Origin of the sequence: Streptomyces sp. NPDC046203 (genome assembly GCF_040646255.1) — a bacterium.
Lineage (GTDB): Bacteria > Actinomycetota > Actinomycetes > Streptomycetales > Streptomycetaceae > Streptomyces.
In genome coordinates this window covers 83,073-108,420 of the sequence record NZ_JBEYZX010000004.1, presented here as the reverse complement: position 1 = coordinate 108,420, position 25,348 = coordinate 83,073, and the positions used below count along the sequence as shown (strand labels likewise).

20 protein-coding genes, 1 tRNA gene, 1 pseudogene and 1 riboswitch are annotated in these 25,348 nt (G+C 71.6%); of the genes and pseudogenes, 16 read left to right on the top strand and 6 right to left on the bottom strand.

Features of this window, described 5'->3' with window-relative positions; genetic code table 11:
* Positions 1-7 precede the first annotated feature (7 nt).
* Genes ABZ990_RS04960 through ABZ990_RS04945 form a run of 4 tightly spaced genes read left to right on the top strand, consistent with a single transcriptional unit; the run spans position 8 to position 2,004 of the window.
* Positions 8-442, top strand: coding sequence for a roadblock/LC7 domain-containing protein (locus ABZ990_RS04960; RefSeq protein ID WP_361225350.1), 435 nt, complete (start codon positions 8-10; stop codon positions 440-442).
* A gap of 2 nt (positions 443-444) precedes the next feature.
* Positions 445-816, top strand: coding sequence for a DUF742 domain-containing protein (locus ABZ990_RS04955; RefSeq protein WP_361225347.1), 372 nt, complete (start codon positions 445-447; stop codon positions 814-816).
* Positions 794-1,429 carry an ATP/GTP-binding protein gene (locus tag ABZ990_RS04950; RefSeq protein WP_361225344.1) on the top strand — a complete coding sequence of 212 codons (636 nt, stop codon included), beginning with the start codon at positions 794-796 and terminating at the stop codon, positions 1,427-1,429. Before ABZ990_RS04955 ends, ABZ990_RS04950 begins: the two co-directional genes overlap by 23 nt.
* Positions 1,426-2,004 carry a GAF domain-containing protein gene (locus tag ABZ990_RS04945; RefSeq protein WP_361225342.1) on the top strand — a complete coding sequence of 193 codons (579 nt, stop codon included), beginning with the start codon at positions 1,426-1,428 and terminating at the stop codon, positions 2,002-2,004. The genes ABZ990_RS04950 and ABZ990_RS04945 overlap by 4 nt, the downstream gene beginning before the upstream one ends.
* Positions 2,005-2,295: 291 nt before the next feature.
* On the opposite strand, the gene ABZ990_RS04940 is transcribed toward ABZ990_RS04945, so the two are convergent.
* Complete coding sequence (locus ABZ990_RS04940) at positions 2,296-3,504, bottom strand: acyl-CoA dehydrogenase family protein (RefSeq protein ID WP_361225340.1); 1,209 nt, start codon at positions 3,502-3,504, stop codon at positions 2,296-2,298.
* 675 nt (positions 3,505-4,179) lie between these two features.
* Here ABZ990_RS04940 and ABZ990_RS04935 point away from each other — a divergent pair.
* The 6 genes and pseudogenes from ABZ990_RS04935 to ABZ990_RS04910 all read left to right on the top strand — a co-directional run bounded on the left by ABZ990_RS04935 (position 4,180) and on the right by ABZ990_RS04910 (position 10,218).
* Positions 4,180-4,253: transfer RNA gene (locus ABZ990_RS04935), tRNA-Pro, on the top strand.
* A 506-nt stretch (positions 4,254-4,759) separates the two neighbouring features.
* Positions 4,760-5,371, top strand: a complete 612-nt coding sequence (locus ABZ990_RS04930; RefSeq protein WP_361225337.1) for a DUF5753 domain-containing protein — start codon at positions 4,760-4,762, stop codon at positions 5,369-5,371.
* A gap of 21 nt (positions 5,372-5,392) precedes the next feature.
* Positions 5,393-5,650: pseudogene (locus tag ABZ990_RS04925) on the top strand (hypothetical protein); the annotation flags it as partial.
* A 397-nt stretch (positions 5,651-6,047) separates the two neighbouring features.
* Positions 6,048-7,328 (top strand): hypothetical protein, encoded by a 1,281-nt coding sequence (locus ABZ990_RS04920; protein WP_361225334.1) that lies wholly within the window; start codon positions 6,048-6,050, stop codon positions 7,326-7,328.
* A 93-nt stretch (positions 7,329-7,421) separates the two neighbouring features.
* Positions 7,422-9,611 carry a tetratricopeptide repeat protein gene (locus ABZ990_RS04915; protein WP_361225331.1) on the top strand — a complete coding sequence of 730 codons (2,190 nt, stop codon included), beginning with the start codon at positions 7,422-7,424 and terminating at the stop codon, positions 9,609-9,611.
* A gap of 91 nt (positions 9,612-9,702) precedes the next feature.
* Positions 9,703-10,218: a flavin reductase family protein gene (locus tag ABZ990_RS04910; RefSeq protein WP_361225328.1), complete on the top strand. Its 516-nt coding sequence runs from the start codon at positions 9,703-9,705 to the stop codon at positions 10,216-10,218.
* A gap of 18 nt (positions 10,219-10,236) precedes the next feature.
* On the opposite strand, the gene ABZ990_RS04905 is transcribed toward ABZ990_RS04910, so the two are convergent.
* On the bottom strand, positions 10,237-11,211 hold the full coding sequence (locus ABZ990_RS04905; RefSeq protein ID WP_361225325.1) for an AfsR/SARP family transcriptional regulator: 975 nt from the start codon (positions 11,209-11,211) through the stop codon (positions 10,237-10,239).
* 598 nt (positions 11,212-11,809) lie between these two features.
* Here ABZ990_RS04905 and ABZ990_RS04900 point away from each other — a divergent pair.
* From ABZ990_RS04900 to folP, 3 genes are all read left to right on the top strand, one after another.
* Positions 11,810-12,415: a DinB family protein gene (locus ABZ990_RS04900; protein WP_361225322.1), complete on the top strand. Its 606-nt coding sequence runs from the start codon at positions 11,810-11,812 to the stop codon at positions 12,413-12,415.
* A gap of 190 nt (positions 12,416-12,605) precedes the next feature.
* Positions 12,606-12,763: riboswitch (cobalamin riboswitch) on the top strand.
* A gap of 188 nt (positions 12,764-12,951) precedes the next feature.
* The gene (gene metE / locus ABZ990_RS04895) at positions 12,952-15,276 is read left to right on the top strand and encodes a 5-methyltetrahydropteroyltriglutamate--homocysteine S-methyltransferase (protein WP_361225320.1); all 2,325 of its coding nucleotides are present in this window, start codon (positions 12,952-12,954) and stop codon (positions 15,274-15,276) included.
* Between the two features lie 191 nt (positions 15,277-15,467).
* Positions 15,468-16,355: a dihydropteroate synthase gene (gene folP / locus ABZ990_RS04890; protein WP_361225317.1), complete on the top strand. Its 888-nt coding sequence runs from the start codon at positions 15,468-15,470 to the stop codon at positions 16,353-16,355.
* Between the two features lie 251 nt (positions 16,356-16,606).
* Here folP and ABZ990_RS04885 read toward each other — a convergent pair whose 3' ends face one another.
* The 3 genes from ABZ990_RS04885 to ABZ990_RS04875 form a co-directional block, all read right to left on the bottom strand.
* Positions 16,607-17,653: a sugar kinase gene (locus ABZ990_RS04885; RefSeq protein WP_361225314.1), complete on the bottom strand. Its 1,047-nt coding sequence runs from the start codon at positions 17,651-17,653 to the stop codon at positions 16,607-16,609.
* Entirely contained in the window at positions 17,646-18,335 is a 690-nt protein-coding gene (locus ABZ990_RS04880; protein ID WP_361225312.1) for a bifunctional 4-hydroxy-2-oxoglutarate aldolase/2-dehydro-3-deoxy-phosphogluconate aldolase, read from the bottom strand. Before ABZ990_RS04880 ends, ABZ990_RS04885 begins: the two co-directional genes overlap by 8 nt.
* A 165-nt stretch (positions 18,336-18,500) precedes the next feature.
* On the bottom strand, positions 18,501-19,250 hold the full coding sequence (locus tag ABZ990_RS04875) for a GntR family transcriptional regulator (RefSeq protein ID WP_361225309.1): 750 nt from the start codon (positions 19,248-19,250) through the stop codon (positions 18,501-18,503).
* A 163-nt stretch (positions 19,251-19,413) separates the two neighbouring features.
* Between ABZ990_RS04875 and ABZ990_RS04870 the strand changes: the two genes are divergently transcribed.
* The 3 genes from ABZ990_RS04870 to ABZ990_RS04860 are packed head-to-tail and all read left to right on the top strand — an operon-like array spanning position 19,414 to position 23,478.
* The gene (locus ABZ990_RS04870; RefSeq protein ID WP_361225306.1) at positions 19,414-20,805 is read left to right on the top strand and encodes an MFS transporter; all 1,392 of its coding nucleotides are present in this window, start codon (positions 19,414-19,416) and stop codon (positions 20,803-20,805) included.
* Positions 20,806-20,851: 46 nt separating this feature from the next.
* Positions 20,852-22,060, top strand: coding sequence for a D-mannonate dehydratase ManD (gene manD, locus ABZ990_RS04865; RefSeq protein WP_361225303.1), 1,209 nt, complete (start codon positions 20,852-20,854; stop codon positions 22,058-22,060).
* A complete protein-coding gene (locus ABZ990_RS04860) occupies positions 22,057-23,478 on the top strand; it encodes a mannitol dehydrogenase family protein (protein WP_361225300.1) in 1,422 nt (473 codons plus the stop codon). Before manD ends, ABZ990_RS04860 begins: the two co-directional genes overlap by 4 nt.
* A 284-nt stretch (positions 23,479-23,762) precedes the next feature.
* Here ABZ990_RS04860 and guaD read toward each other — a convergent pair whose 3' ends face one another.
* Positions 23,763-25,232 carry a guanine deaminase gene (gene guaD / locus ABZ990_RS04855; protein ID WP_361225297.1) on the bottom strand — a complete coding sequence of 490 codons (1,470 nt, stop codon included), beginning with the start codon at positions 25,230-25,232 and terminating at the stop codon, positions 23,763-23,765.
* Positions 25,233-25,348 lie beyond the last annotated feature (116 nt).

The following is a 25,348-nucleotide window of genomic DNA, read 5'->3' as shown; positions in this document are numbered from 1 at the left end:
ATGCACCATGGCGAGCAATGCGCCGAACGGCCATTCCGCGGATCTCGACTGGCTGCTGAGCGGCCTGGTCCAGCGGGTTCCCTACACCCGCAGCGCCGTACTGCTCTCCTCCGACGGCCTGGTGAAGTCCGTCCACGGGCTCGACCCCGACGCGGCCGACCACATGGCCGCGCTGGCCTCCGGCCTGTACTCGCTGGGCCGCAGCGCCGGCGTCCGCTTCGGCGGCGGCGGCGAGGTCCGCCAGGTGGTGGTCGAACTGGACTCCACCCTGCTGTTCGTCTCCACCGCCGGGTCCGGCACCTGCCTCGCGGTCCTCGCCGGCCGCGAGGCCGACGCCGCCGTCCTCGGCTACGAGATGGCGATGCTCGTCAAGAGCGTACGGCCGTATCTGGTCACCCCGGCCAGAGCGGCCGCGGGCACGGCGGGCGGCATGGGGCATTGATCATGGGGGCCCGCCAGGAGGGACCCTGGCTCGACGACGCGGCCGGCCGGCTGATCCGCCCGTACACCGTGAGCGGGGGGCGCACCAAGCCCACCGCCACACTCGACCTGCTCTCCATGGTGATGGCGACCGGTGGTGCCCCCCAGGCACATCTGGGCCCCGAACACAGTCTGGCTCTCGGACTGTGCGGCGCACCCACCTCGGTGGCGGAGATCGCCGCGCACTTAAAGCTGCCGGCCGTCGTCACCAAGGTCCTGATCTCGGACCTCGTGGACTGCGGGGCACTCACCGCGCGCGCCCCCCGCTTCCACACCAACCCAACCGACCGATCCCTGCTGGAGGCAGTGCTCGATGGCCTACGACAACGGCTCTGAGCGCCACGACCATGGTCACGGGAGTCCCGCGGCCGACTCGATCCCCACCGCCCTGAAAGTCCTGGTGGCGGGTGGCTTCGGCGTGGGCAAGACCACCTTCGTGGGCGCGGTCAGCGAGATCGAACCGCTGAGCACCGAAGAGCTGCTGACCTCGGTCAGCGCGGCCATCGACAGCCTGGAGGGCGTGGAGTCCAAGACCACGACCACCGTCGCGATGGACTTCGGGCGCATCACCCTGGACGCCCGCCATGTGCTGTATCTGTTCGGTACCCCGGGCCAGGAACGTTTCTGGTTCATGTGGGACGAGCTGTCGGAGGGCGCGCTCGGCGCGGTCGTCCTCGCCGACACCCGCCGCCTCCAGGACTGCTTCTCCGCCGTCGACTTCTTCGAACGGCGGGGAATCCGGTTCGTGGTGGCGGTCAACGAGTTCGACGGCGCCTACCGCTACGACCCGGAAGAGGTACGGGCGGCGCTCGACCTGCGCCCCGAGGTGCCGGTCGTGCTCTGCGACGCCCGGATCGCCAGCTCCGGGATCCGTACCCTGCTGACCCTCGTCCAGCATCTGCTCACCACCCTCCCGGCCCCCGTGCCGAGCTATGGAGCCATGTCATGACCTACGACCCGACCGGCCACATGCTGCTGACCCCGATCGACAAGGATGTGACCGTCCGGGTGCGCCGGCTGCGCGAACTGGGCCTCGGCGAGCAGCCGGACCCGGCGTTCGACGCCTTCGCCCACCGGCTCGCGGAGGTGACCGGAGCCCCGTACTCCATGGTCAACTTCATCGACGAGAACCGGCAGTTCTTCGCCGGTCTGCACACCCCCGCCGGCACGCACTCGGGATCCGACCTCGGCGCGAACGCGGCGGCGGGCGGCGGCGCGGGGGTCGGCCGCTTCATGGCGCGCGACCACGGCTACTGCCCGCACGTGGTGGTGCGCCGCAAGGCCCTGGTCCTGGAGGACGTCTGCGACTATCCGCGTTTCGCGGGCAACCCGGTCGTCGACGAGATCGGTATCCGCTCGTACATGGGCGCTCCTCTGATAGACCGGACGGGCGTCGCGCTCGGCACCATCTGCGTCGTCGACACGGACGTCCGGCCGTGGGGCCGCGCGGGGCTGGAGACCATCAAGGCCCTGGCGGCCGAGCTGATGGAGCAGATCAACCGGCGCGAGGACGGCCTGCGCTGACGGCGGGCCGGTTCCGGCCCTCGGGGGCACGGTCCGCGGAGGATCCCGCGTACGGAATGTGACGGGCCGTGTACAGCGCCCGTCACGGAGTGTGTGCTCCAGCTGTACGCATCGGCGCCGGGCGGGCACGCCGGCGCCCCGGAGCGCGGCGCCGCCACCGCGCTCCGGGGCGTTCGGGCACCGGGAGACCGCCGGGTTCCGGCCGCGGTGACCGCCGCCCGGGGTGTGGGGGCGGTGCGACCGCCGCCCGGGGGTGCGGGGCGGTTCGCGGGCCGGTGCGCCGGGCGGCCGTCAGATGTGGACCGGCTCCGGCGGCTGGGTGCGCACGACCTCGGAGAGCCGCTCCGACCAGCTGCCCTTGTCCTGCCCGAGCGCGTACTCGGCGAGGCGCAGGAGCTGGATGTCGGAGGTGCCCGCCGGGGCGAAGATGTGGTGCGCGTCCCTCAGATACCGCTCGACCGGACGGTCGGTGTAGAGACCGGCCGCCGAGTGGATCTCCATGGCGTTGCGCCCGGAGTCGATGGCGGACTCGACGTTGACCAGCTTCGCGTTCATCAGCTCGGCGTCGCAGGACATGCCCTGGTCGAGCAGGTGGACCGCGTGGTAGGCGGCGAGCCTCGCCGTCATCAGGCGCGATTGCATCTGCCCCAGCTTGAGCTTGACCGTGGGGAGCTCCGAGAGCGGCTTTCCGTAGCGGATGCGCTCGGTGGCGAAGCGGGTGGTCTCGTCCAGGAGGGCCTGGTGGATGCCGAGCGAGACGGCCGTGAGGTTGGCCCGGCCGTAGAGCACGCTGGAGGAGTACGCGACGGCGAGGCCGTCGCCCTCGTCGCCGAGCCGGTTGGCGGCCGGAACCCGGCAGTTTTCGAAGATGAGCTCGCCGAAACTGAAACCGTGCAGACCCATGGCGGGCTGCTGTGGTCCGGTTCGGAAGCCCGGGCGATCGGATTCGACCAGGAAGGCGGTGAGGCCCTTCTTGCCGGGGCCGGTGCGGACCACGACCCCGTGCAGGTCGCCGACGTGGCTGTTGCCGACGAAGACCTTGGTGCCGTTGAGGATGTAGTCGTCGCCGTCCCGGACGGCGGTCGCCGTCATCCCGAGCACATGGCCGCCGGACTCGGGCTCGGTGACCGCGATGGTCGGCAGGCACTCGCCGGAGGCGATGAGCGGCAGCCAGGTCTTGCGCTGCTCGTCGCTGCCGAAGTGGACGATCTTGGCGGTGCCGAGCTGGGATGCCTGGACCATGGCCCCCATCGCGCCGCTGACCCGGGACAACTCCTCGATGATGATGGTCTTGGCAAGGTGGCCGGCGTTCATGCCGCCGTACTCCTGCGCGATCGTCGCGCCGATCCAGCCCTGGGCGGCGATCAGCCGGGACAGCTCGTGGTGGACCGTACGGGAGGCTTCCATCTCGGTTATCCGCGGCCGGACTTCACTCTCCGCGAAGTCGCGGACGGTCTCACGGAGCTGGTGATGCAGCCGGCTGCTGAAGTAGCCGTCCATTTCGAGTGCCTCCCCTGCTTAAAGCCTGCTCGCCGAGTGGTCCGAGCAGGTGGTGCATCGACAGTGGTCCCGTCCTGAACAGGCCGACCACTTCATGGTGTTGATCTTTCGGATAGGGATCAATATCGGCACTGAGTTTGTCTGAAACAGGAGTGGTTGACGTTTGTTTCTGTATGTGTTTCACGGAGACTTTGCCTGCTCCCTGCTTGATACCGCATGTTCCGGGGGGATGTGTTTCTGCCACATGCCAGAGGCAAGAGATTTACCGCCGTGGGGCGGTGGGACGGGTCTCGTCGCCTCATGCATCCCTTCATCGTCGGAAGGAACGACATTGCGGATGGACTCCCCGGTTCCGCCTCGCGAGAACCGGGTGGGGATGTGGCCTGATCGAGCCCTTTTGGCGAAGCCTGGCCGGGGCGCGAGGGCGCGCGAAACGGCGCCTTGGAGCATTACGGAAAGTGAAGGATGGCCGTCACGGAGCGTGCACGGACGCCCGCGCCGGGGGAGTCGGGGTGAGGGGGCGGGGACGGGCGCGCGGAGCGCCCGCCCCCGGGCGCCTGCGGGCGCGCCGGGGTCCGCGGGGGCCCGCCCGTGAATCGGTTCGTGAGCACCCGTCGAAGTGCGGTATGGTTCTCATGCACGCCGGGCAAGGGAAACCCCAGGTCAGACGGGCAGCGGGACGTGGCGCAGCTTGGTAGCGCACTTGACTGGGGGTCAAGGGGTCGCAGGTTCAAATCCTGTCGTCCCGACTCGAAAGAGTCGTGAATCAAGGGGCCGTTTCAGAGCAATCTGAAACGGCCCCTTGATCGTTTTTGGGGACCAGTCGGGGATCAAGCCGTTCGTGACCGTGCCGGCGGGCGACGACGGTCGGGCTCGGGAGGGGCCGGGGGCGCGGAGCACGCAGAGGTGCGCGGTCCGTGCCGCGTCGGCGGCGGTGACCTGACGGACATCGGGGCGCAGGTAGCGCTGGGTGGTGCTTGAGCGTCGGCGGCTTCGACTCGCTCTCCCTCAAGTACAAGGGCGGCCGACCGAGGGTCTTCATCCTGCCGGAGCGCCGCGAGGTCAAGAAGATGGCCAGGTCCGAGCCGGCCCAGCACGGCCTGCCCCTTACGAACCGGAGCCTGGCCAAGCCGGCCGGCTTACTGGTCGCCGAGGAGACGGTCGACGACATCGGCCACGAGGACCCTCGGGTCCTGCTCCGCGAGAGCGACCAACTCCAGGACAGCCGTCACCGTCCGCTGGAACAATCTCGTATATGGCGACAGCACCGAGTTCGGCCGACGGCAACTGGGACGACCTTCTCCAACAAGGAACCGGCCCAGTGCAGGAGTCCTTCTTGGACCTTGTCAGGAAGACTCGGCACTACGTCGGCTACTCGCCGGACATCGTGTGGGGCAACTTGCAGACACCCCAGTACGCCGAAGCCATGCTGCGTCTGGTCGTTGACTTCCACGGAATTCCGGACGATATCCAGGCCGGCGCCGCGGCCCGGACGGCCCGAGCTCAGTTCATCGGACAGGAGGGCCGCACTTACCACGTCCTGCTCGGGTACCAGGCTCTGCTGACGAACATCGGCGGCCCCGAAGTGATGCGTGCTCAGCTGCACAGGCTGGCCGAGGCGCTCTCGCTACCCGGCCTCACCCTCGGGATCATTCCGGCCAGGGCCCGGCTGCAGATCTACCCGGGTGACGGGTTCTCCCTTTTCGACGACCGCAGAGTGGAAGTCGAAGGCTTCCGGGGAGGCGAGACCATCACCGACCCCGCCCGCCTCGCGCTCTTCCGTAAGGCATTCGACCGTCTTCAGCCGTCAGCGCTCTACGGCGGTGCCGCACGCGAGCTCATCGAGACCGCGCTCAGTGGAACCTGACAGCCGGAGCACAGGGCAGCCGTCCCGGTCATGGTCGGCCTGAACGGATTCACCGCACCGGCCATCGCCTTCGCGGAGAGGCACGGGATCCACCTGGTCGACCGCGAGCGCCTCGCCCGTTGGGGGCCGGCAACGACCTGTACGACGTACTGGGGATCGGGCAAGCCGCGAACTGAACCCTCAAGCATCCACGGCTCGCTGTTCCGGCCCAGGCCGGCTGCGCGCCGAGCTGTGCGGCCCTTAACCACAGGAACGCTGCGGAGGTCGTCTTCTCGATGACGAGAAGGCGGCCTTTCGTTTTTCCGGGGGCGTGGTGGTCGCGCGGCCACGGGAGCCGGTCCGGACAGCACGGCCCACGGCGGGAGTGCGTGGCCAGTGAGCCTTTGGCGGGGATCTGGGGCGACTTTGGTCCGGCTCGGAAGGATGACCGATGGCCAACAGGCCATGTGTCACCAGCCACCAGAGAGGGGTTCTGTCATGAAGAAGATCCAGATCCGCAAGGCCGGCCCGGTTCGTCTGACCTCTTCGGCCTGTTCGACGTACCCGGCCGCCAACTGAGTACAGCGCACCTGAAGTGCCGTTCCGGGTTCCGGTGGTGGGCGGTTGTCCGCCACCGGAACCCGGGCGTGCACGGGCGTCGTGCGCGGAACCGGACCCTGCAGATGAAGGAGCCGCGATGGCGGATCAGGAACTTCGCGACGGTACCGCGCGGCCGGACGCCTCGGACGCCTCGCGGATCTCGGACGTCGCCGCGGCGTGCGACCTCGACAACCCGCTGACGCTTCACCGTCTCGTGTATCTGGAGGAGAACGGCGAGGTCACGATCGGCCGACCGGACATCGAGTCCTTCGCCATCCTCCCGCCGGACGGTGCCGCACTGGTGCGCCGCCTCCAGGAGGGTTCGACCCCGCGGCAGGCCGCCGACTGGTACGCGGCCGAGTACGGCGAACCCATCGACGTCGCCGACATCGTCGAGGCGCTGTACGAACTGGACTTCGTGAGGTCCGAGCCCGGCCCCGCCCCCAAGACCGTACGGCCGGTGCGCTGGCAACGGCTCGGGCAGGCGCTGTTCTCGCCGATGGCGTGGCTCTGTTACGGCGCGGTGGTGGCCTGGGCGACGGTGCTGATGGTGCGCAGCCCCGACCTGCTGCCCAGCCCTCGGGCCATGGTGTTCAGCGACTACTACTCACTGATCATGGTGGTGATGACGGTCGCCGCCGCCCCGCTCATCGCGATCCACGAGGTCTACCACGCGCTGGCCGGCCGCCGCCTCGGCATCGGGTCGCGCACCCGGATGTCGTACCGCTTCTACTTCCTGGTGGTCGAGACCTCCCTGGACGGCCTCGTCGTGGTGGAGCGCCGAAAACGCTATCTGCCGATCCTGGCCGGAATGATCGTCGACGTGGTCCTGGTCGGTGTGCTGATCATCGTCGCGGACTTCACCCGGGGGCCCGACGGCGTCGGCCTGGCCGGCCGGGTCTGCCTGGCGGTGGCCTTCGCCGCGGTGATCCGTGTGCTGTGGCAGTTCTTCTTCTACCTGCGCACCGACATCTACGTGCTGATCAGCACGGCCCTCGGCTGTGTGGACCTGCACACCACGGCCACCCGGATGCTCCGCAACCGGTGCAACCGGCTGCTGGGGCGCCCGGACCGGCTGCTGGACGAGTCCGAGTGGCACCCGGCGGACCGGCGGGCGGCGCGCTGGTACTCCTGGCTCATCCCGGTCGGCTACACGCTCAGCCTGAGCACCTTCCTGCTCGGCCTGGGGCCGGTCTTCTTCGACATGATCGGCGCCGTCCTCGGCCGCTTCACGGCCGACCGGCCGAACTGGGGCATGCTCGTCGACGGCACGGTCTTCCTGCTGCTGACCTTCCTCCAGATCGGCATCGCCCTCTGGCTCGCCGCCCGCGACCGGCTCCGCAGGCGCCGCGAGCGGACCCGGCACGTCATCGCCTGACCCCCGGCGTCCGCCGCAGCGCGCCTCCTCACCCACCACCGGCGGGTCCGCAGCCGTCCCCACCCCCGAAGGCCCTCAGTGAAAGGAAGAAACGTGAGCGGTCACTACTGGATCTCCGCCCCGCACTCCCGCCGACGGGAGCAGCTGCGGGACGCCCTCGGTCTGCCCGGTCCGTCGCTCACCGCGGACGCGCACCGCCGGCTGCGCGGTCCGTACACGGCCGCCGGGACGCTGCTGCGCGAGATCGCGCCGGAGATCCTGAGGGCCAGGCCCGAGCTCGCGGACCGGCACTACATCGAACTCCAGCAGAGTACCCATGAGTTGACCCCGATGGTGCCGCCGCTGGTCCGGGGGATCCAGGAGCAGTCCTCGGCAGGCGAGATCAGCCGGTACCCGGCGCGGCTGCACTCGCTGCGGGTGGCGCACGGGCTCGTGGAGTTCCTGCTCGCGGCGCTGCCCGAGGCGAAGGACGTGCCCCGCACCCTGGTCGTGACGAATGTCGAGCACGCCGACGTCACCGACCAGGAGTTCCTGGCGGTGGCGCTGCGCCGGATACCGGCGGAACTGCTGACGATCGTGGTCTGCTCGGGCCCGGAGTCGCTGCGGGAGCAGCCGGGCGAGGTGTCGGTCTCGCTGCCGGACGCGCTGGCGACGTACGCGACCTCCGTCACCGGACCGGCGGAACCGGAGACGGAGCCCGAGACGGGAGCGGATACGGGAGCGGAGGCAGGGGCGGCGCCGGCGCGGGACGCCGCCCCGTCGGTCGTGGCCGAGGACCCCGCGGAGATACGGCGCGCGGCCCGCGCGTTCGTGGACGGCGACTGCGTGGGCGACGAACCGGGCCCGGCCGCCGCCTACGCGGCGCTGACGCCCTCCGAGCGGGCCGCCCTGCACGAGCGCAGGGCCGGGGAGCTGGCCGAGCGGGTCGAGGCGGGCGAGACCTCGCTGCGCCTGGGAGCGCTGCCATACCACCTGCTGCGGGGCACGGACCCCGTCGGAGCAGGGGTGGCGGCGGCGCGCCGGGCCCTGGACCACTGCAAGTACCTGGGCTTCTACCACATCTCGGCCGAGATCAGCGAGGCCGCGAGGGCCCTGCTGACCGCCGAGGAACACCCCGACACCTGGTGGTACTTCATCCGCGAGGCCAGCGCCTGCCTGGCGGCGGGCGGCCGGCCGGACGAGTCGGCGGCCCTCCAGCACGAGGCCCGTACCCGCACCCTGAGCGCGACCCACCACATGAAGCTCGCCTACGAGACCGGGATGCTCTACGCCCGCCACTACCCGCCGGAGCGGCGTGACGAAAGCCTGGCGCGTGCCTGGGTCAACCAGGCCATCAGCATCTCCGACCTGCTGTCGGACCCCGACGAGCGGGCCTTCTTCTCGGTGTTCAACCGCAACGGCCTGGCGCTGGTCGAGGTCCGGGCGGGGCGGCCGGACGAGGCGCTGCGGTTGCTGGACGAGGGGATCGAGCGGCTGGACCGGGAGCTGGGCCTCGGCAAGCGCAGCTGGCACCGGACCGGCCTGCGCTACAACCGGGCCCAGGTGAACACGATGAGCGGGCGGCTGACGGAAGCGCTCGAGGACTACGCCGAGATCCTGGCGGCCGACGAGGGCTTCTCCGACCACTACTTCAACCGGGGCGTCATTCTGCGCAAGCTGGGCCGCGCCCAGGAGGCGGTCGACGAGTTCACGAGGACGCTGAGTCTGGAGCCGCCGTTCCCCGAGGCGTACTACAACCGGGGAGACGCCCGGCTGGAGTTGGGGGACACCAAGGGCGCGCTGGCGGATTTCGCCCGCGCGCTGGAGCTCGAACCCGGCCATCCGGAGGCGTCGCTCGGGCGGGCTGGCATCCTGGCCGACCTCGGCGATACCGCGGCGGCGCTGGAGAGCGTCACCGGGGGGCTCGCAGAGCACCCGGAACACCCGTATCTGCTGTCGCTGCGCGGGCGGTTGCTGGCGGAGGAGGGAGACGCCCCTGCGGCCCGGGAGGCGCTGGAGGCCGCGCTGCGCAACGATCCGGAGCTCGCCGAGGCGTGGGCGGTGCGCGCCGAACTCGCCTACCTGGATGGTGACTTGGACCTGTCCGTGGCCGACTTCGACCGGGCCGTCGAGCTCGCGGACCGTGCGGACTTCCGGTTCAACCGCGGTGTGGTCCACGAGGCGGCCGGCCGCTACGGCGAGGCCGCGGCGGACTTCGAGGTGGCCCTGGCCGCCACCGGCGACCCCGACGCCCGCAGCCACCTGGACAGTTGCCTGCGGGCCGCCGGGCAGGCCCGTGCGTAGGGTGGCGGAGGGTCCCGCTCCGGTCGGCGGGCCGCCGTCGGCCGGAGCGCCTGTGCCGGCCGGTGCGCCCGTGACGGGTACCCGGCCCGTCATGGGCGGCGGGTGCCCGTCCGGCGCGCCGGCCGAACCGGGCGTGTTCGTCGAACGGTTCACCGAGGCCATGTCCCGGCTGGTGACCGGCGTGGCGGTGGCGACCGCGCGACGTTCGGACGGCCGCCCCATCGGCATGCTGGTCTCCTCGTTGTGCTCCTACAGCGTGCGGCCGCCGTCCGTCCTGATGGCCGTCGCCGACGGCTCCCGGACCGGCCGGGAGCTTTGCGCCCGGCCGGGCATGGACTTCGGGGTGCACCTGCTGGGCGCGGACGACGAGGCGCTGGCCCGGGTGTTCGCGGGCGGCGCGGACGACAAGTTCGCGGACGTCCTGTGGGAGTGGGAAGGCGACGTGCCGCGCCTGCTCGGTGTGTCCGGCTATCTGCGCTGCCGGGTCGCCGCGGCCTTTCCCCACGGCGACCACACGGCACTGGTGGGCGAAGTGTCCTCCTGTGCGCCGGGCGAGGGGCAGCCCCTGGTCTACTACGGGCGCCGTCTGGACTGGCGGCTGCGCTGAGGGGCGGAATGGTGTACGTCAGTCGGGCAAGAGGCGTTCCTGCTCGGCGTTCAGTATCGAACGGCAGTACTCGTGCCCGGCGTTGAGCGGCGGCCGTACCCGCAAAACCGCCTGCTGCGCTGCCTTGAGGGCGGATCCCGGCTCGATGCCCCCGGCCGCCACCACCGTCCGCCGGGCCTCGGCGTAGACCTCCAGGGCCTCGGTCTGCCGGCCGGTGGCGGTCAGCGCGAGCATCAACTGCTCGTGGAAAGTCTCCCGTAGGGGATAGCGGGCGCACAGTTCCCGGAGCTCGCCGGTGACCTCCCGGGCGCGGCCCCGGCAGATGTCGGCGCCGATCCGGTCCTGCACCACCGCCAGTTGCTCCTCGGCGAGCCGGTCGCCGTAGAAGCCGGGCAGGTCCGCGTGGGTCAGATCACCCAGGGGTGTACCGCGCGAGAGCGTCAGAGCGCGCCGGAAGGCGTGCTCGGCGGCCTGACAGTCACCGGCGGCGAGCCGGCTGCGGCCCAGGGCCGCCTGCTCGCGGAACTCGTCCAGATCCAGCTCCCCGGGCCCCACGCGCAGCAGATAACCCGATCCGACCGTCGGCAGCAGCGGGTGGTGGCGGGCGTCCAGTCCGTCGCGGCTGTGACCGGGGTCCAGGATCCGGCGCAGGCCCGACACGTACATCTGGAGCGCCGCCAGTGCCGAGCGGGGCGGCCGGCCGTTCCACAGGTCCTCGATCAGGGAGTGGGTGGAGGACTGTTGGTTGGCACGCAGTAACAACAGGGCGAGTAACGCACGGGACTTGAGCGCCGTGGGCGTGCAGGGACGCCCTTCGAGCCGCAACTCCAGCGGCCCCAGGACCAGATAACGAGGTTTGCTCTCCGCCGCCTCAGGGCCCGAGTGCTCCCTGGATTCCGGGGGCGTGCCGGGACGCCGTCCCGCACCGCCCTCCGCACCGCCCGCCACCGTGGTTCTCGCGCGCTGGAACGCCACCGCCGTCGACTCCCCCATCACTGTGACTTGTGTGCAGGATGTGTGTGAACTGCGCCCAATGTGGGGGCTTTGTCGTGGACGGGCAAGGTTCGAATCGAGCCAACCTGGGTCGCGCGGGACTCGGGCCTCTCAGGGCCGCGGCCGAAGAGGCGGCGGGGCCGCCCGCTCGCCCTCACTCCGCGCCCGCGGGCGGAGCCGGAAGGGTGGAGGAGAGGCGCGGCCGGGAAGCCGGACCGGGCGGTGACGCCGCCCCGCCCCGGCGAGCCGTCCCGGGCCCGCCCCCTGATGGCGCGGGGTGTCGCGGCCCCCGCCCGCCCCCGGCGCCGCTTCCGTCCGACCGGGCGGGGCCGGACCCGGGGTACGCGGCGGCGCCCCGGCCGCACGGGCGTGCGCCGGCCCGTCCATCGTCACGAGGGGGCGCGGGGAACGTCGCCTGCGAACACCGTCACGTGTGGGCCTCGGAGTCGCTCGTCGGCCAACGACGGGAATGCCGCCGCGACTCCGCGATCTTCACCGTTTGCGACGGAGACGATGGCCGGACCTCGGTGCTGTCGGTCGCCGCGGGCCGTGCGGGGGATCTTGAGGCGCTGAGCAGCCCATGGCAGGCTCCTGCCGCATGATCGATGAATTCGCGAAGGACAACCTGCACGTGAGGCTGCGGCGGGACCGCGAGGCGCTGCTCTGGAAACTCGACGGCTTGTCCGAATACGACGCACGCCGGCCTCTGACGGCGACCGGGACCAACCTTCTGGGCCTGGTCAAGCATGTGGCCACCGTCGAGGCCAGGTACTTCGGCGAGGTCTTCGGCCGCCCGTCCCCGCAGCCGCTGCCCCGGTGGCAGGATTCCGACGGGAGCGATCAGTGGGCGGCCGAGGACGAGACCCGCGAGCGGATCGTCGGGTTCTACCGGCGCACGTGGGAACACGCGGACGCCACGATCGACGAGCTTCCCCTCGACGCCCCCGGCCACGTGCCGTGGTGGCCGGAGCCGTTTTCTCGCACCAACTTGTTCGCCGTCATGGTCCATGTCCTCGGCGAGACCATGCGGCATGCCGGGCACGCCGACATCCTGCGCGAGGGCCTCGACGGCCGGACCGGGCTGCGTCCCGAACACGAGACGCGGATCGACGAGGAAGCCCGCGCGGCCCACCGCGCGACGATCGAGCGGGCGGCGAGGGCGGCGGCACTCGTCAAGGGCGAGAGGCCGCCGCACGCGATGTGAGGCGATGACCGCCGCCCGCGCCGCTTGGTCGCGACGGCCGGGCCGGCGCGAGCAGCCTTCCCGGGGGAGACGAGTCCGCCCCGTCTCGTGGATGCCGTCCGGAATATGGGCAACCGCTCTCGCGTCCCGGTGCGAGGCCCTAGGGTGGCGTGTGCAGCTGGTTCGCCCCGTCCGCCAGGCGGGAGCGTCGTAAGAGGGAACCCGGTGGGAATCCGGGACTGCCCCGCAGCGGTGAGTGGGAACGACCGCCGTCATACGCACTGGGTCCGATGTACCGGGCCTGGGAAGCGACGGCCAGTAGGTGTCCGCCGGTCCCTCCGGAGGGCGTGCCCGCGAGTCCGAAGACCTGCCCGTTGCCCGTGCGCGGACGATTCCGTGCGCGGAGTGTCCCGGTGACCTCGTGGGCGGGTCGGCGTGCGCAACGAGCGGTCTTCGCGGCCTTGTTCCGCGAGGAGGTCCGCCCGTTCCGTCGTTCCCTTCGCGCCCGCGTCCCGTCCCCGGGATGTTCGTGGACACATCTCGCGAAGGAGAGTTCCGTGACCGACAAGTCCGCAGCCGCGGCGTCCCGGGCCACCGTGTACGGCTACCCCCGGCAGGGCGGGAACCGGGAGTTGAAGAAGGCCGTCGAGGGGTACTGGAAGGGCCGCGTCGACGCCGGTTCCCTGGGGAAGACCGCAGCCGGCCTGCGCCGCTCCAACTGGCGAGAGCTGGCCGAGGCGGGTGTCACCGAAGTCCCCACCGGCGACTTCTCGTTGTACGACCATGTGCTGGACACCACCGTCATGGTCGGCGCCGTTCCGGAGCGGCACCGCGCCGCCGTCGCCGCCGATCCGCTGGACGGTTACTTCGCCATGGCACGCGGCACACAGGACGTGGCGCCGCTGGAGATGACCAAGTGGTTCGACACCAACTACCACTACCTGGTGCCGGAGTTGGGGCCCGACACGGAGTTCTCCGCGAACTCCGAAAAGCAGACCCGAGAGCTGCGGGAGGCCCTCGCCCTGGGGCTGGCTGCCCGGCCCGTTCTGGTCGGACCGGTCACGTATCTGCTGCTGGCCAAGCCCGCCCCCGGGGTGGCCGACGACTTCGAGCCGCTGACCCTGCTCGACCGGCTGCTTCCCGTGTACGCGGAGGTGCTGGCCGATCTGCGGGCGGCGGGCGCGGAGTGGGTCCAGCTCGACGAGCCGGCCCTCGTACAGGACCGCACCCCGGCCGAACTGAACGCCACGGCCCGCGCGTACCGCGAACTCGGCGCCCTGACCGACCGGTCCCGGCTGCTGATCGCCTCGTACTTCGGCCGTCTCGGCGACGCCCTCCCGGTCCTGGCGGCCGCACCTGTCGAGGGCCTCGCGCTCGACTTCACCGGCAGCGGCGCGGCGAACCTCGACGACCTGGCCGCCGTCGGCGGTCTGACCGGCAAGCGGCTCGTCGCGGGAGTCGTCGACGGCCGCAACATCTGGATCAACGACTACCGGAAGTCCCTCGCCACCCTTGGCACCCTCCTCGGCCTCGCCGACCGGGTCGACGTCGCCGCCTCCTGCTCCCTGCTGCACGTGCCGCTCGACGCGGCCGCCGAGCGGGACATCGATCCGCAGGTCCGCCGCTGGCTCGCCTTCGCCCGCCAGAAGACACGGGAGATCTCCGTGCTCACCCGCGGGCTGGCCCAGGGAACGGGCGCCATCGCACCCGAACTCGCCGCGAACCGGGCCGACCTGACCTCCCGCGCGGGATCCGCTCTCACCCACGATCCGGCTGTACGGGCTCGCGCCGCAGCCGTCACCGACACCGACGGCCGGCGCTCCCTGCCCTATCGCGAGCGGGCCGTCGCCCAGCGGGCCTCGCTGGGCCTGCCGCTGCTGCCGACCACCACCATCGGCTCCTTCCCGCAGACCGACGAACTGCGGTTGGCACGTGCGGACTTGCGGTCCGGGCGGATCGACATCGCGGGATACGAGGAGCGGATCAAGGCCGAGATCGCCGAGGTCGTCTCCTTCCAGGAGAAGGCGGGCATCGACGTCCTCGTCCACGGTGAGCCCGAACGCAACGACATGGTGCAGTACTTCGCCGAACAGCTCACCGGCTACCTGGCCACCCAGCACGGCTGGGTCCAGTCGTACGGCACCCGCTACGTCCGCCCGCCGGTCCTGGCCGGCGACATCTCCCGCCCCGAACCGATGACCGTGCGGTGGACCTCGTACGCCCAGTCCCTCACCGGCCGCCCGGTCAAGGGCATGCTCACCGGCCCGGTCACCATGCTCGCCTGGTCCTTCGTCCGGGACGACCAGCCGCTCGCCGACACCGCCCGCCAGGTCGCCCTCGCCCTGCGCGACGAGGTGGACGACCTGGAGGCCGCCGGCACCCCGGTCGTCCAGGTGGACGAACCGGCCCTGCGGGAAACGCTGCCGCTGCGCGCCGCCGACCACGCCGACTACCTCGACTGGGCCACCGAGGCATTCCGGCTCACCACGAGCGGGGTGCGGCCGGAGACCCAGATCCACACCCACATGTGCTACGCCGAGTTCGGGGACATCGTCCAGGCCATCGACGACCTCGACGCCGACGTGATCAGCCTGGAGGCGGCCCGCTCCCATATGCGGGTCGCCCATGAACTCGCCGCCCACGGCTACCCGCGCGAAGCGGGCCCCGGTGTCTGGGACATCCACTCGCCACGTGTCCCCTCCGCCGAAGAAGCCGCCGAGTTGCTGCGTACCGGGCTCACGGCGATCCCCGCCGAACGCTTGTGGGTCAACCCGGACTGCGGCCTGAAGACCCGCGGCTGGCCCGAGACCCGCGCGTCCCTGGACAACCTCGTCGCCGCCGCACGTGCCGTCCGCGCCGAACTGGCGACCGGCGACGCGTGATCAAGTCCGGTGCTGGGCCTGCGGATTCGAGGCTGCCGGCCCGGCACCGGGCGGGGCGTTGGGGAGGAGAGCGGACCGGGTGCCGACGGACCTGTCCGGCCCGGCGCCGGCGTGCGCCCGGCAACCGAAGTCCGCGGCCGGCATCCCGTCCCGTGCGTCCGCCGTACCGGATGGATCGGAGTACTCAGCACATGAACAGCCGTCCCGTACCGGTGGCCGTGGAGGGGCTGCCCGACTGGGGCCGCTGCGCGGTCATGGGAGTCGTCAACGTGACCCCGGACTCCTTCTCCGACGGAGGGCACTGGTTCGACCCGACCGCCGCGGTGAAGCGGGGCGTCGACCTGGTGGCCGACGGCGCGGACCTGGTCGACGTCGGTGGCGAGTCCACCCGGCCCGGCGCGTTCCGGGTCGACGAGGCCGAGGAGTTGAGGCGGGTCCTCCCCGTGGTCCGGGGGCTGGCCGCCGAGGGGGTCCTGGTGTCCGTCGACACCATGCGCGCCGGCGTCGCACGGCGCGCGGTCGAGGCAGGGGCGGTCCTCGTCAACGATGTCAGCGGAGGGCTGGCCGATCCCGCCATGATGCCCTCCGTGGCGGCCTGCGGTGTTCCCTTCGTCCTCATGCACTGGCGCGGATTCAGCCATGACATGGACAGCCGCGCCGGTTACGGGGACGTCGTGACCGAGGTCGTCGCGGAACTCCGGGACCGGGTCGACGCCGCCGTCGCCGCGGGCATCCCGGCGAAGCGCCTGGTGATCGACCCCGGGCTCGGCTTCGCCAAGGAGGCGCGGCACGACCTCGCCCTGGTGGCCGGGCTGCCCGCGCTGCGCGCCCTGGGCCGCCCGGTCCTGGTCGCCGGCTCCCGGAAACGGTTTCTCGGGCATGCGCTGACGGACGCTCGGGGCAACCGTTCTCCCGCCCGCGACCGGGACGCGGCGACCGCCGCTCTCTCGGCCATCGCCGCGCACCAGGGCGCCTGGGCCGTTCGTGTCCATGAGGCATCCGCGACGGCGGACGCGGTCAGGGTCGCTCACGCGCTCGCCCAGGGGCGCGAGGCGGCGGCTAGGAGGACCGATCGCTGAACGATCCGCAAGCGGGCGGCCGTTGCCGGGGCCGAGGGGCAGCTGGTCCGTACCCTGTCGTCGTCCCGGCTCCGCGCATCGCAGCCTCCGGGGTACGGGGTGGCGACCCGCGCGCCCGCCTGCTCCGGCTGGACGTGTCAGGCGTCCAGCCGGAGCCCTTCACCGGTCGGCGTCCCGGAGGGCCCGCGCTCGCAGCGCAGCGCCGGGCCGTCCGGCGCGCCCCTCCCGCGTGCCCCTCCCGCGCGCCCCGCTCAGCGCGCCACGTTCTCCGTGACCGTCAGCAGCGACAGCTCCTCGCGGGTCGGCAGGCCCTCCCAGTCGCCGGGGACCGTGCAGGCGAACGCGCCGGTCGCGACGGCCGTACGCAGTCGCTCCTCCAGCGGTTTCGCGGCGAGGAGTTCGGCCAGATAGCCGGCGACGAACGCGTCGCCCGCGCCGACCGTGTCCACGGCGTCCACCCGGATCGCGGGCAGGGCGAGACGTTCCCCGTCGGCGACCGCCGCGCAGCCGTCGGAACCCAGCTTGACCACGGCCTGCGACGGGCCGAGGGCGCACAGCGCGGCGGCCGTGTCCAGCGGGTCGTCGTGCGCGCCGACGAAGAGTTCGGCTTCCTCGGTGCCCGCGAAGACCACGTCGGCGGCCCGCACCAGGTCGGCGAGGCCCTTCGCCGCCTCGGCCGGACTCCATAGCTTCGTACGGAGATTGACGTCGAAGGAGACCGTCATCCCGCGCTCGCGCGCCGCCCGTACGGCCGTGCGCACCGCGTCCGCGGCGGTCGCGGAGAGCGCCGGGGTGATGCCGGTGACGTGCAGCAGGGCAGCACCGTCGAGGGCGTCCTCGGTCACGTCGGCGGGGGAGAGGCGGGAGCCCGCGCTTCCCGCCCGGTAGTACCAGACGCCCGCGGTCCGCGAGGTGCGCCGCTCCTTGACCATCAGCCCGGTCGGCGCCGAGCCGTCCACCGTGGCGCGTACGTCGAGGTCCTCGGCCCGCAGCGCGCGTATGACAGACCGTCCGAACGGGTCGTCGCCGACCCGCCCGATCCAGGTGGCCGCCACGCCGAGCCGCCGCAGCCCGATCGCCACGTTGCTCTCCGCGCCGCCCACCGAGAGCGACATTCCGGGCACATGGGCGAGGGCGCCCACGCGGTCCGGGGAGAGCAGCGCTATTGTCTCGCCGAGGGTGACGACCCGCGGCTCCGCTTCTCTCACCACCGCTTCCTTCACCACGGCTTCCTTCACCACCGAGTCGCTCGCCACCGCGACCTCCCGCACAGCCGCCGCGATGTCCCGCTCAGCCACCGGAGACCTCCCGTGCCGCCTCGGACACGTTCCGCACCACGGTGCGGGCGCGCTCGCGCAGCTCGCCGAGATCGCCGCCCTTGAGTGCGTCGCCCAGCAGCGGGCCGCCCATGGAGACGGCGGGGCAGCCGGCGCGGATCCAGTCGCCGCAGGAGGCGCGGTCCACACCGCCGGACGGGATCACCGGCATCGCCGGGAACGGTCCGTGCAGGTCCTTCACATAGGCCGGGCCGACCGCCGAGGCCGGGAACAGCTTCACCGCGCTCGCCCCCGAGGCCCAGCCGGTGCGCAGCTCGGTCGGCGTGAGCCCGCCCGGCACGATCGGCACGCCGCGCGCCACGGCCGCGCGGATCAGCTCGGGATCGGTGTGCGGGGTGACGATGTACCGCGCGCCCGCCGCGACCACGGCGTCGAGATCGGAGACGGACAACACGGTGCCCGCGCCGACCTCGACGTCCGGGCCGAGAGCCTCGGCGAGTTCGGCGATCGCGGCCACACCGCCGGCGGTGGTGAGCGTCACCTCCAGGCTGCGGATGCCCTCCTCGGCCAGGACCTCGGCGGCCGGACGCAGATACCGGGCGTCCGCCGCGCGCAGCACGGCGATCACCCGGGTCTCCAGGAGGATCGGGCTCAGCGGCCGGGGCTCGGGCCGGGAGGGGTCGGCTGTGACGGCCGTGCGCATGGGCTGCTCCTTCGAGGTGGAGGTGAAGAGGGGACGGACGGGGTGGAACAGGGCGGACGGGGTGGACAGGGCGGGTATGACCCGACCCGGCGCCGGAGTACGTACGCGGTGCCGAGTGCGTACGCGGTGCGGAGTATGTGCCCGGTGCCGGAGTACGCGCGCGGTTCAGCGTGCCGTCGGCCGCTTGCGGGGTTCGCGGCGGGGCCGGGGCGGGGCGTCCGAGTCGGCGAACAGCTCCGGGTGTTGGGTACGTACGGTCTCGACGTCCGCGAAGACCTGCCGCAGATGACCGCGCAGCGCGGTGTCCGCGGCCGTCGCGTCCCGGCTCTCGATCGCGTCCACGACGTCGGTGTGCTGCCGGATCAGTAGCGCGAGCTGGTCTTCGAGCGGCAGCGAAAGGCGGCGGGCCCGGTCCAGGTGGGCCTTGGCGTGCTGGACGACCGACCATGCCTCGGGGTGTCCGCCGGTGGCCATCAGGCGGGCGTGGAACTCCTCGTCGAGACGGAAGAACGCCTCCGGGTCCGCGCGCCGTTCGGCGTCGGTCTGCGCGGCGAGCAGGGCCCGCAGTTCCAGCAGATCCCGTTCGACGGCCCGCTCGACGCCGTCCCGCAGGGAGGTCAGTTCCAGCGCCTCGCGGACGAACTGGGCGGAGGCGATGTCCCGTTCGCGGATCCGGGAGACGAACGTGCCGAGCTGCGGATAGACGTCGACCAGACCCTCCTCGGCGAGCAGGATCAGCGACTCGCGTACCGGGGTGCGGCTGACTCCGAGTTCGGCCGCCAGTTCGTTCTCCGACAGCGGTGTGCCGGGCGGCAGTTCCAGTTCCACGATCCGTGCGCGCAGCAGCTCGTGGACGAGTTGCCGTGCGTTTCCTCCCCGCGCCCGCGCGGCGTGCAGTCCTGAGGACGAGGCCATCGTCGACCTTTCCGACACTTGACGATCTCTGACGTACTTGTATGGTAGCCGACGCAACCGGGTCACGGCGGCATTCGAAGCGTGTTCACACCACGGCTTCGGCATGCGCGCCATGGTTCCGGCATGCGGGCCACGCGGCCATGACCTGCAGGGAGGCAGGAAGATGAGCGAAACGATCCCCCTCAACGAGACCCCGCCGAAGGAGCTTCGGCGTACGGTCGGCGCCTCGGTCGTCGGCACCGTCGCCGAGTACTACGACTTCTTCATCTACGGCACCGCCTCGGCCCTGGCCTTCAACAAGGTCTTCTTCCCCGAGGTCGACCCCACCGTGGGCACCCTGGCCGCGTTCTCGACCTATGCCGTCGGCTTCTTCGCACGCCCGCTCGGCGGTCTGGTCTGGGGCCACATCGGCGACCGGGTCGGCCGCAAGCAGGCGCTCGTCTTCACGCTGCTCCTCACCGGCCTCGGCACCTTCGTGGTCGGTCTGCTGCCGACGTACGAGCACATCGGCATCTGGGCCGCGGTGATCCTCGTCCTCGTCCGCCTGATCCAGGGCTTCGGCGTCGGCGGCGAGCAGGGCGGTGCCGTGCTGCTGACCGCGGAGAAGTCGCCGCCCGGCAAGAGAGGGTTCCTGGCCAGCTTCGTCCAGCTCGGCTCGCCCGCCGCCTACCTCATCCCGACCGGCCTGTTCGCCCTGCTGACCACCCAGCTCTCCGAAGAGGCGTTCCTCTCCTGGGGCTGGCGTGTGCCCTTCCTGCTCTCCATCTTCGTGGTCGCCATCGGCCTGTTCGTGCGGATGAAGGTCGACGAGTCGGAGACCTTCAAGGCCGCCAAGGAGACCCGGGAGAGGGAGACCGCGCCGCTCAAGGTCCTGGCCCGCGACCACAAGCGGGAGCTGTTCGGCGGCCTGTGCACCAAGTTCGTCGAGGCTGCGGTCTTCCCCTTCTACACGATCTTCCTGGTCGCCTACGGCACCGAGCACGGCATCGACAAGGGCATGATCCTCAACGCCGTGATGATCGCCATCGCCTGCGAGCTGGTCGCCATCCCGCTGCTCGGCCGGCTCACCGACAAGGTCGGCCGCCGCCCGGTCTACCTGACCGCCGCACTGCTCAACCTCGTCCTGGTCGTCCCCGCCTTCAAGGCGATCGAGACCGGCGACATGGCCGTGATCGTCGCTCTACTGGTCGCCGGTCTCGCCCTGGGACACGCCGGCACCTACGCGCCGCAGGCGTCCTACTTCCCCGAGCTGTTCCCGGCCCGCGCCCGCTACAGCGGTGTCTCGGTGGTCTGGCAGTTCGGCTCGATGATCGCCTCGGGTCCGTTCACCGTGGTCGCCTCCGCCCTGCTGCTCGCCGGCGGCGGCTCCTACACCTGGGTCGCGGTCTACGTCGCCTCGCTGATCGTGGTGTCCGTGGTGGCCCTCGTGTTCTTCATGCCGGAGACCGCGCCCGCCAAGAGGGGCGGCGTCGAGTACGCCGACTGGGGCCGCGCCGAAGCGGCGGCCGAGCCCGCCCCCGCCGCCGCGTCCGCCGGCACCCCCGCCCGTCACTGATCCACCCCGCAACCCCGCAACCCTGCATTCGGGAAAGGCTGCTCCTTTGGCCACCATCACCGACGCGAAGGTCATCGTGACCTCGCCGGGCCGCAACTTCGTCACCCTCAAACTCACCACCTCCGACGGAGTGACCGGCCTCGGCGACGCCACCCTCAACGGCCGTGAACTCGCCGTCGCCTCCTATCTGCGAGACCACCTCGTGCCACTGCTGATCGGCCGTGACGCCGACCGCATCGAGGACATGTGGCAGTACCTCTACAAGGGGGCGTACTGGCGCCGGGGGCCTGTCACGATGACGGCCATCTCCGCCGTCGACACCGCCCTGTGGGACATCAAGGGCAAGGTCGCGGGCATGCCCGTGTACGACCTGCTCGGCGGCAAGGCCCGTGAGGGGGCCCTGGTCTACGGTCACGCCAGCGGCGCGACGGTGAGCGAACTCGTCGACGACGTGGCCCGGTTCAAGGACCTCGGCTACCGCGCGATCCGCGCACAGACCTCGGTCCCCGGGGTGGCCGGCACGTACGGCGTCCGCAAGGGCGCCGTCTACGAGCCGGCCGCGGCGGCCCTGCCCGACGAGCAGCTGTGGGACACCGAGAAGTACCTGGACTTCGCGCCGCGCTATCTCACCGGGATCCGGGAGCGGTTCGGCTTCGACTTCCACCTCCTGCACGACGTTCACCACCGCCTCACCCCCACCGAAGCCGGACGTCTCGGCCAACAGCTGGAGGAACTGCGGCTGTTCTGGATGGAGGACCCGTCCCCGGCCGAACTCCAGGAGAACTTCCGGCAGATCAGGCAGGCGACCACCACCCCGATCGCGGTCGGCGAGGTGTTCAACTCCATCTGGGACTGCCAGCAGCTCATCACCGAGCGCCTGATCGACTACATCCGCTGCTCCGTCGCCCACGCCGGCGGCATCACCCACCTGCGGCGGATCTTCCACCTCGCCGAGCTCTACCAGGTCCGCACCGGCTCGCACGGCGCCACCGACCTGTCCCCGGTCTCCATGTCCGCCGCCGTCCACCTCGACGTCACGGTGCCCAACTTCGGCATCCAGGAGTACATGGAACACGCCCCGCTCACCCACGAGGTGTTCCGGCCCGGCTACGAGCTCCGCGACGGCGCCCTGCACCCCTCCGCCGCGCCCGGTCTCGGCGTGGAGATCGACGAGGAGGCCGCGGCCCGCTTCCCGTACGATCCCAAGTACCTGCCGGTGGGCCGCCGTTCGGACGGATCGGTGCACGACTGGTGACCAGGCTCTCGTACGCGGCACTCGGCTCCCTCCCCGAGGAGAGCCGCCCCCTGGTGGACCCGCGCGCCCTCGGCACGCGCATCGTCCACCTCGGTCTCGGCGCCTTCCACCGCGCCCATCAGGCCGTCCACACCGAGCAGGCCGAGGCGCTGTACGGCGGCGGCTGGGGGATCGCCGGCTTCTCCCAGCGGTCCCGCGCCGTCGTGGACACACTGGCTCCGCAGGACGGGCTCTACTCCCTGACCCTGCGCACCCCGGACGGCCCCCGCACCCGGGTGGCCGGCCAGCTCACCGAGGTGCGCCACGCCGGCGACGACGCCACCCGGCTGCGGGAACTCCTGGCCTGTCCGGACGTCGCCCTGGTGACCACGACGGTGACCGAGAAGGGTTACTGGCGCGCGGCCGACGGCGGCCTCGACACCACCGCCCCGCCGGTCGCCGCCGATCTCGCCGGGCGGCCCGACCCGGCCAGCGTGGTCGGCCAGTTGGCGCACGGCCTGCGCGCCCGGCGGGCCCTCGACGCCCCGCTGTCGGTGGTGTGCTGCGACAACATGGCCGACAACGGGCGGGTCCTGGAGCGGCTGGTCCGCGAGTTCGTGCAGGCCACCGGCTGGCCGGACGCCGACCGGCTCCTCGAGTGGATCGCGACCCGCGTCGCCTTCCCGTCCACCGTCGTCGACCGCATCGTCCCCGCCACGACCGGCGCCGACCGCGACGCGGCGAGCGCGGTGCTCGGGGTACGCGACGAAGGCGCGGTGGTGGGCGAGCCGTTCACCCAGTGGGTCCTCCAGGACACCTTCGCGACGGATCGCCCCCGCTGGGAGGACACCGGCGCGCTCTTCGTGCCGGACGTCGCCCCGTACCAGATGATGAAGCTGCGCCTGCTCAACGGAGCGCACACGCTGCTGAGTTGTCTCGGTCTCGCGGACGGCCGGGAGACCGTCGCCGACGCCCTGGCCGCCCCGTGGGGCGAACCGGTGCTGCGCGCCTACGCCGCCGAGGTGGCCGGCACCCTGCCCGCCGGGCTCGATACCGGTGCCTACGTGGACAGTCTGGTGACCCGCTTCGCCAACCCGGCCATGCGGCACCTGCTCCGGCAGATCGCCACCGACGGGTCGCTCAAGGTCGCCGAGCGGTGGCTGCCCCCGCTGCGCGGACTCCGCGCGGCCGGCCACCCGGCGCCGATGCTCACCGGCGCGCTCGCAGCCTGGGTCCGCCACACCCGAGACGGGGACCTGGACGACCCGATGGCCGACCGGATCCGCGCGGCGTGGGCCGGGGGAGGACCCGCGTCCTCGGTACGCGGACTGCTCGTTCTCCTCGGCGCACCGGACCTCGCCGAGGACGCCGAATGCGTCGCGGCGATCGTCGAACGGGTCGCGGCCCTGGACGCGGGCGGGCCCTCGGCGCTTCTGTAGGAGCGTGACGCTGAGGGCGTGGGTACGCATGCCGGCGTCTCGGTGTCCCGGCGTGTGAGTGCGTGGGGTGGAGGCCGCCTTCTCGTATACGAGGGGCGGCCTTTCGCACGCGGTGGGCCGGGGCAGACGCGACAGGGCCTTGCGCCGGGGCCGTACGCCTGGAACGTACGCCCGGGCCCGTCCGAGCCCGCCCACCCGCACGCCGAGACCGATCCGGGCGGTTCACCCCGGTGGGACCGACCCGCCTTCCTCACCGGGGTACGACGCGGCCAGAACGGCCGATGTCATGGTCGTGCGGGTTCGCCGAGGACGTAGGTCTGCCGGACGGCGCGGTCGTCGCCGAGGGTGGCGAGGGCGAAGAGTCGTTCCTGGAAGGTCCGGGCCGCCTCGGTGCGGCGTTTGAGGGTGGGGGTGGCGGCCCAGTCGAGGACGACGAAGTCGGCTTCGCGGCCGGTGCGGAAGCTGCCGATGTGCCGGTCGAGATGGAGGGCGCGGGCGCCGCCGAGGGTGGCCAGGTAGAAGGCGCGCAGCGGGGTGAGGGTCTTGCGGTCCTTCTCGGCGAGGTGCTCGGGATAGGTGTTGGCCATGGCGACGACCTTGTATGCCTCGTTCATGGTCTGGAGCATCGAGTAACTGGTGCCGCCGCCCACGTCGGTGCCGAGCGCCACCCGGACCCGGGCCCGGCCGGCGCGGTCCAGGTCGAACAGGCCGCTGCCGAGGAAGAGGTTGGACGTCGGATTGAAGGCGACGCCGGCGCGGGAGTCCGCGAGCAGATTGCGGTCGGCATCGTCGATCCATACGGAGTGGCCCCACATGTTGCGGGGACCGACGAGCCCGCACTTGTCGTAGACGTCCAGGTAGGAGCGGGGATCCAGGTCCTGGAACTTCTCCTTCACCCGCTGCACCTCGTCGAGGTTCTCGGCGAGGTGCGACTGCACCCACAGCGGCTGATCGGTGTGCCTGGCCTCCTGGTAGAGGTCGCCGGCCATACGCAGCGCCGCCAGGGTGGAGGTCAGGGCGAACCGAGGAGAGACGGCGTAGCGCAGCCGGCCGGTGTGGTGCCACTCCTTGATGAGTCTGCGGCATTCCTCCTCGGCCTCCGCCACGCCGCGGTCGAGGTACTCCTCGGGCACCGTGCCACCGTTGTCGTCGTCCATCAGCAACTTGCCGGAGATCATGCGCAGTCGGCGCAGGTGTGCCTCGGCGAAGAAGGCGTCGGTGGCCTGCGGATGCGTGGTGGGGAAGACGCACGCCGTGGTGGTTCCGGACTCCAGGAGCCGGTCGAAGAAGAAGGAGACGGCGGCGCGGGCGTAGTCGGGATCGGCGAACTTCATCTCCGCCGGGTACATGTAGTCGCGCAGCCACGGCAGGAGTTGTCCGCCGGGACTGGCGATGGCGTCCACCTGTCCGCTGTGGATGTGCGGATCGACGAAGCCCGGCACGATCAGACAGCCGCGGTGGTCGACCGTGTGACCGTGGTCGATGAACTCCCGGGGACACTCCGGGAAGCGCCCGGCCCAGACCACGACACCGTCGCGTACGACGAGTGCGCCGGGGTCGTAGAGGTGGTAGGCGTCCGGGTCGTCCTCGCCTTCGTGGCCGGGCACCCAGGGGGCGCGGGTGAAGTGCAGGACGGTCCCGAGGAACACCTTCGTCCGCCGCCGGTGGGTCGCGGCCGTCTCGTGCGGGGCTTCGCCGTCGCCCGGCGAGGGCTCCGTACCGTCCGGCCGGCTGTCCTGTTCTTCTCTCTCCATGCCTGTTGTCTCGGACCGCCGGACGCGGCGACTTGAGTCCGTCGCGGCGAAGCCGTGACCGAACCATCCCAATGGACCACTGGGGCTCCACGCGGCCCCGCCCCTCGGGCCGGCCA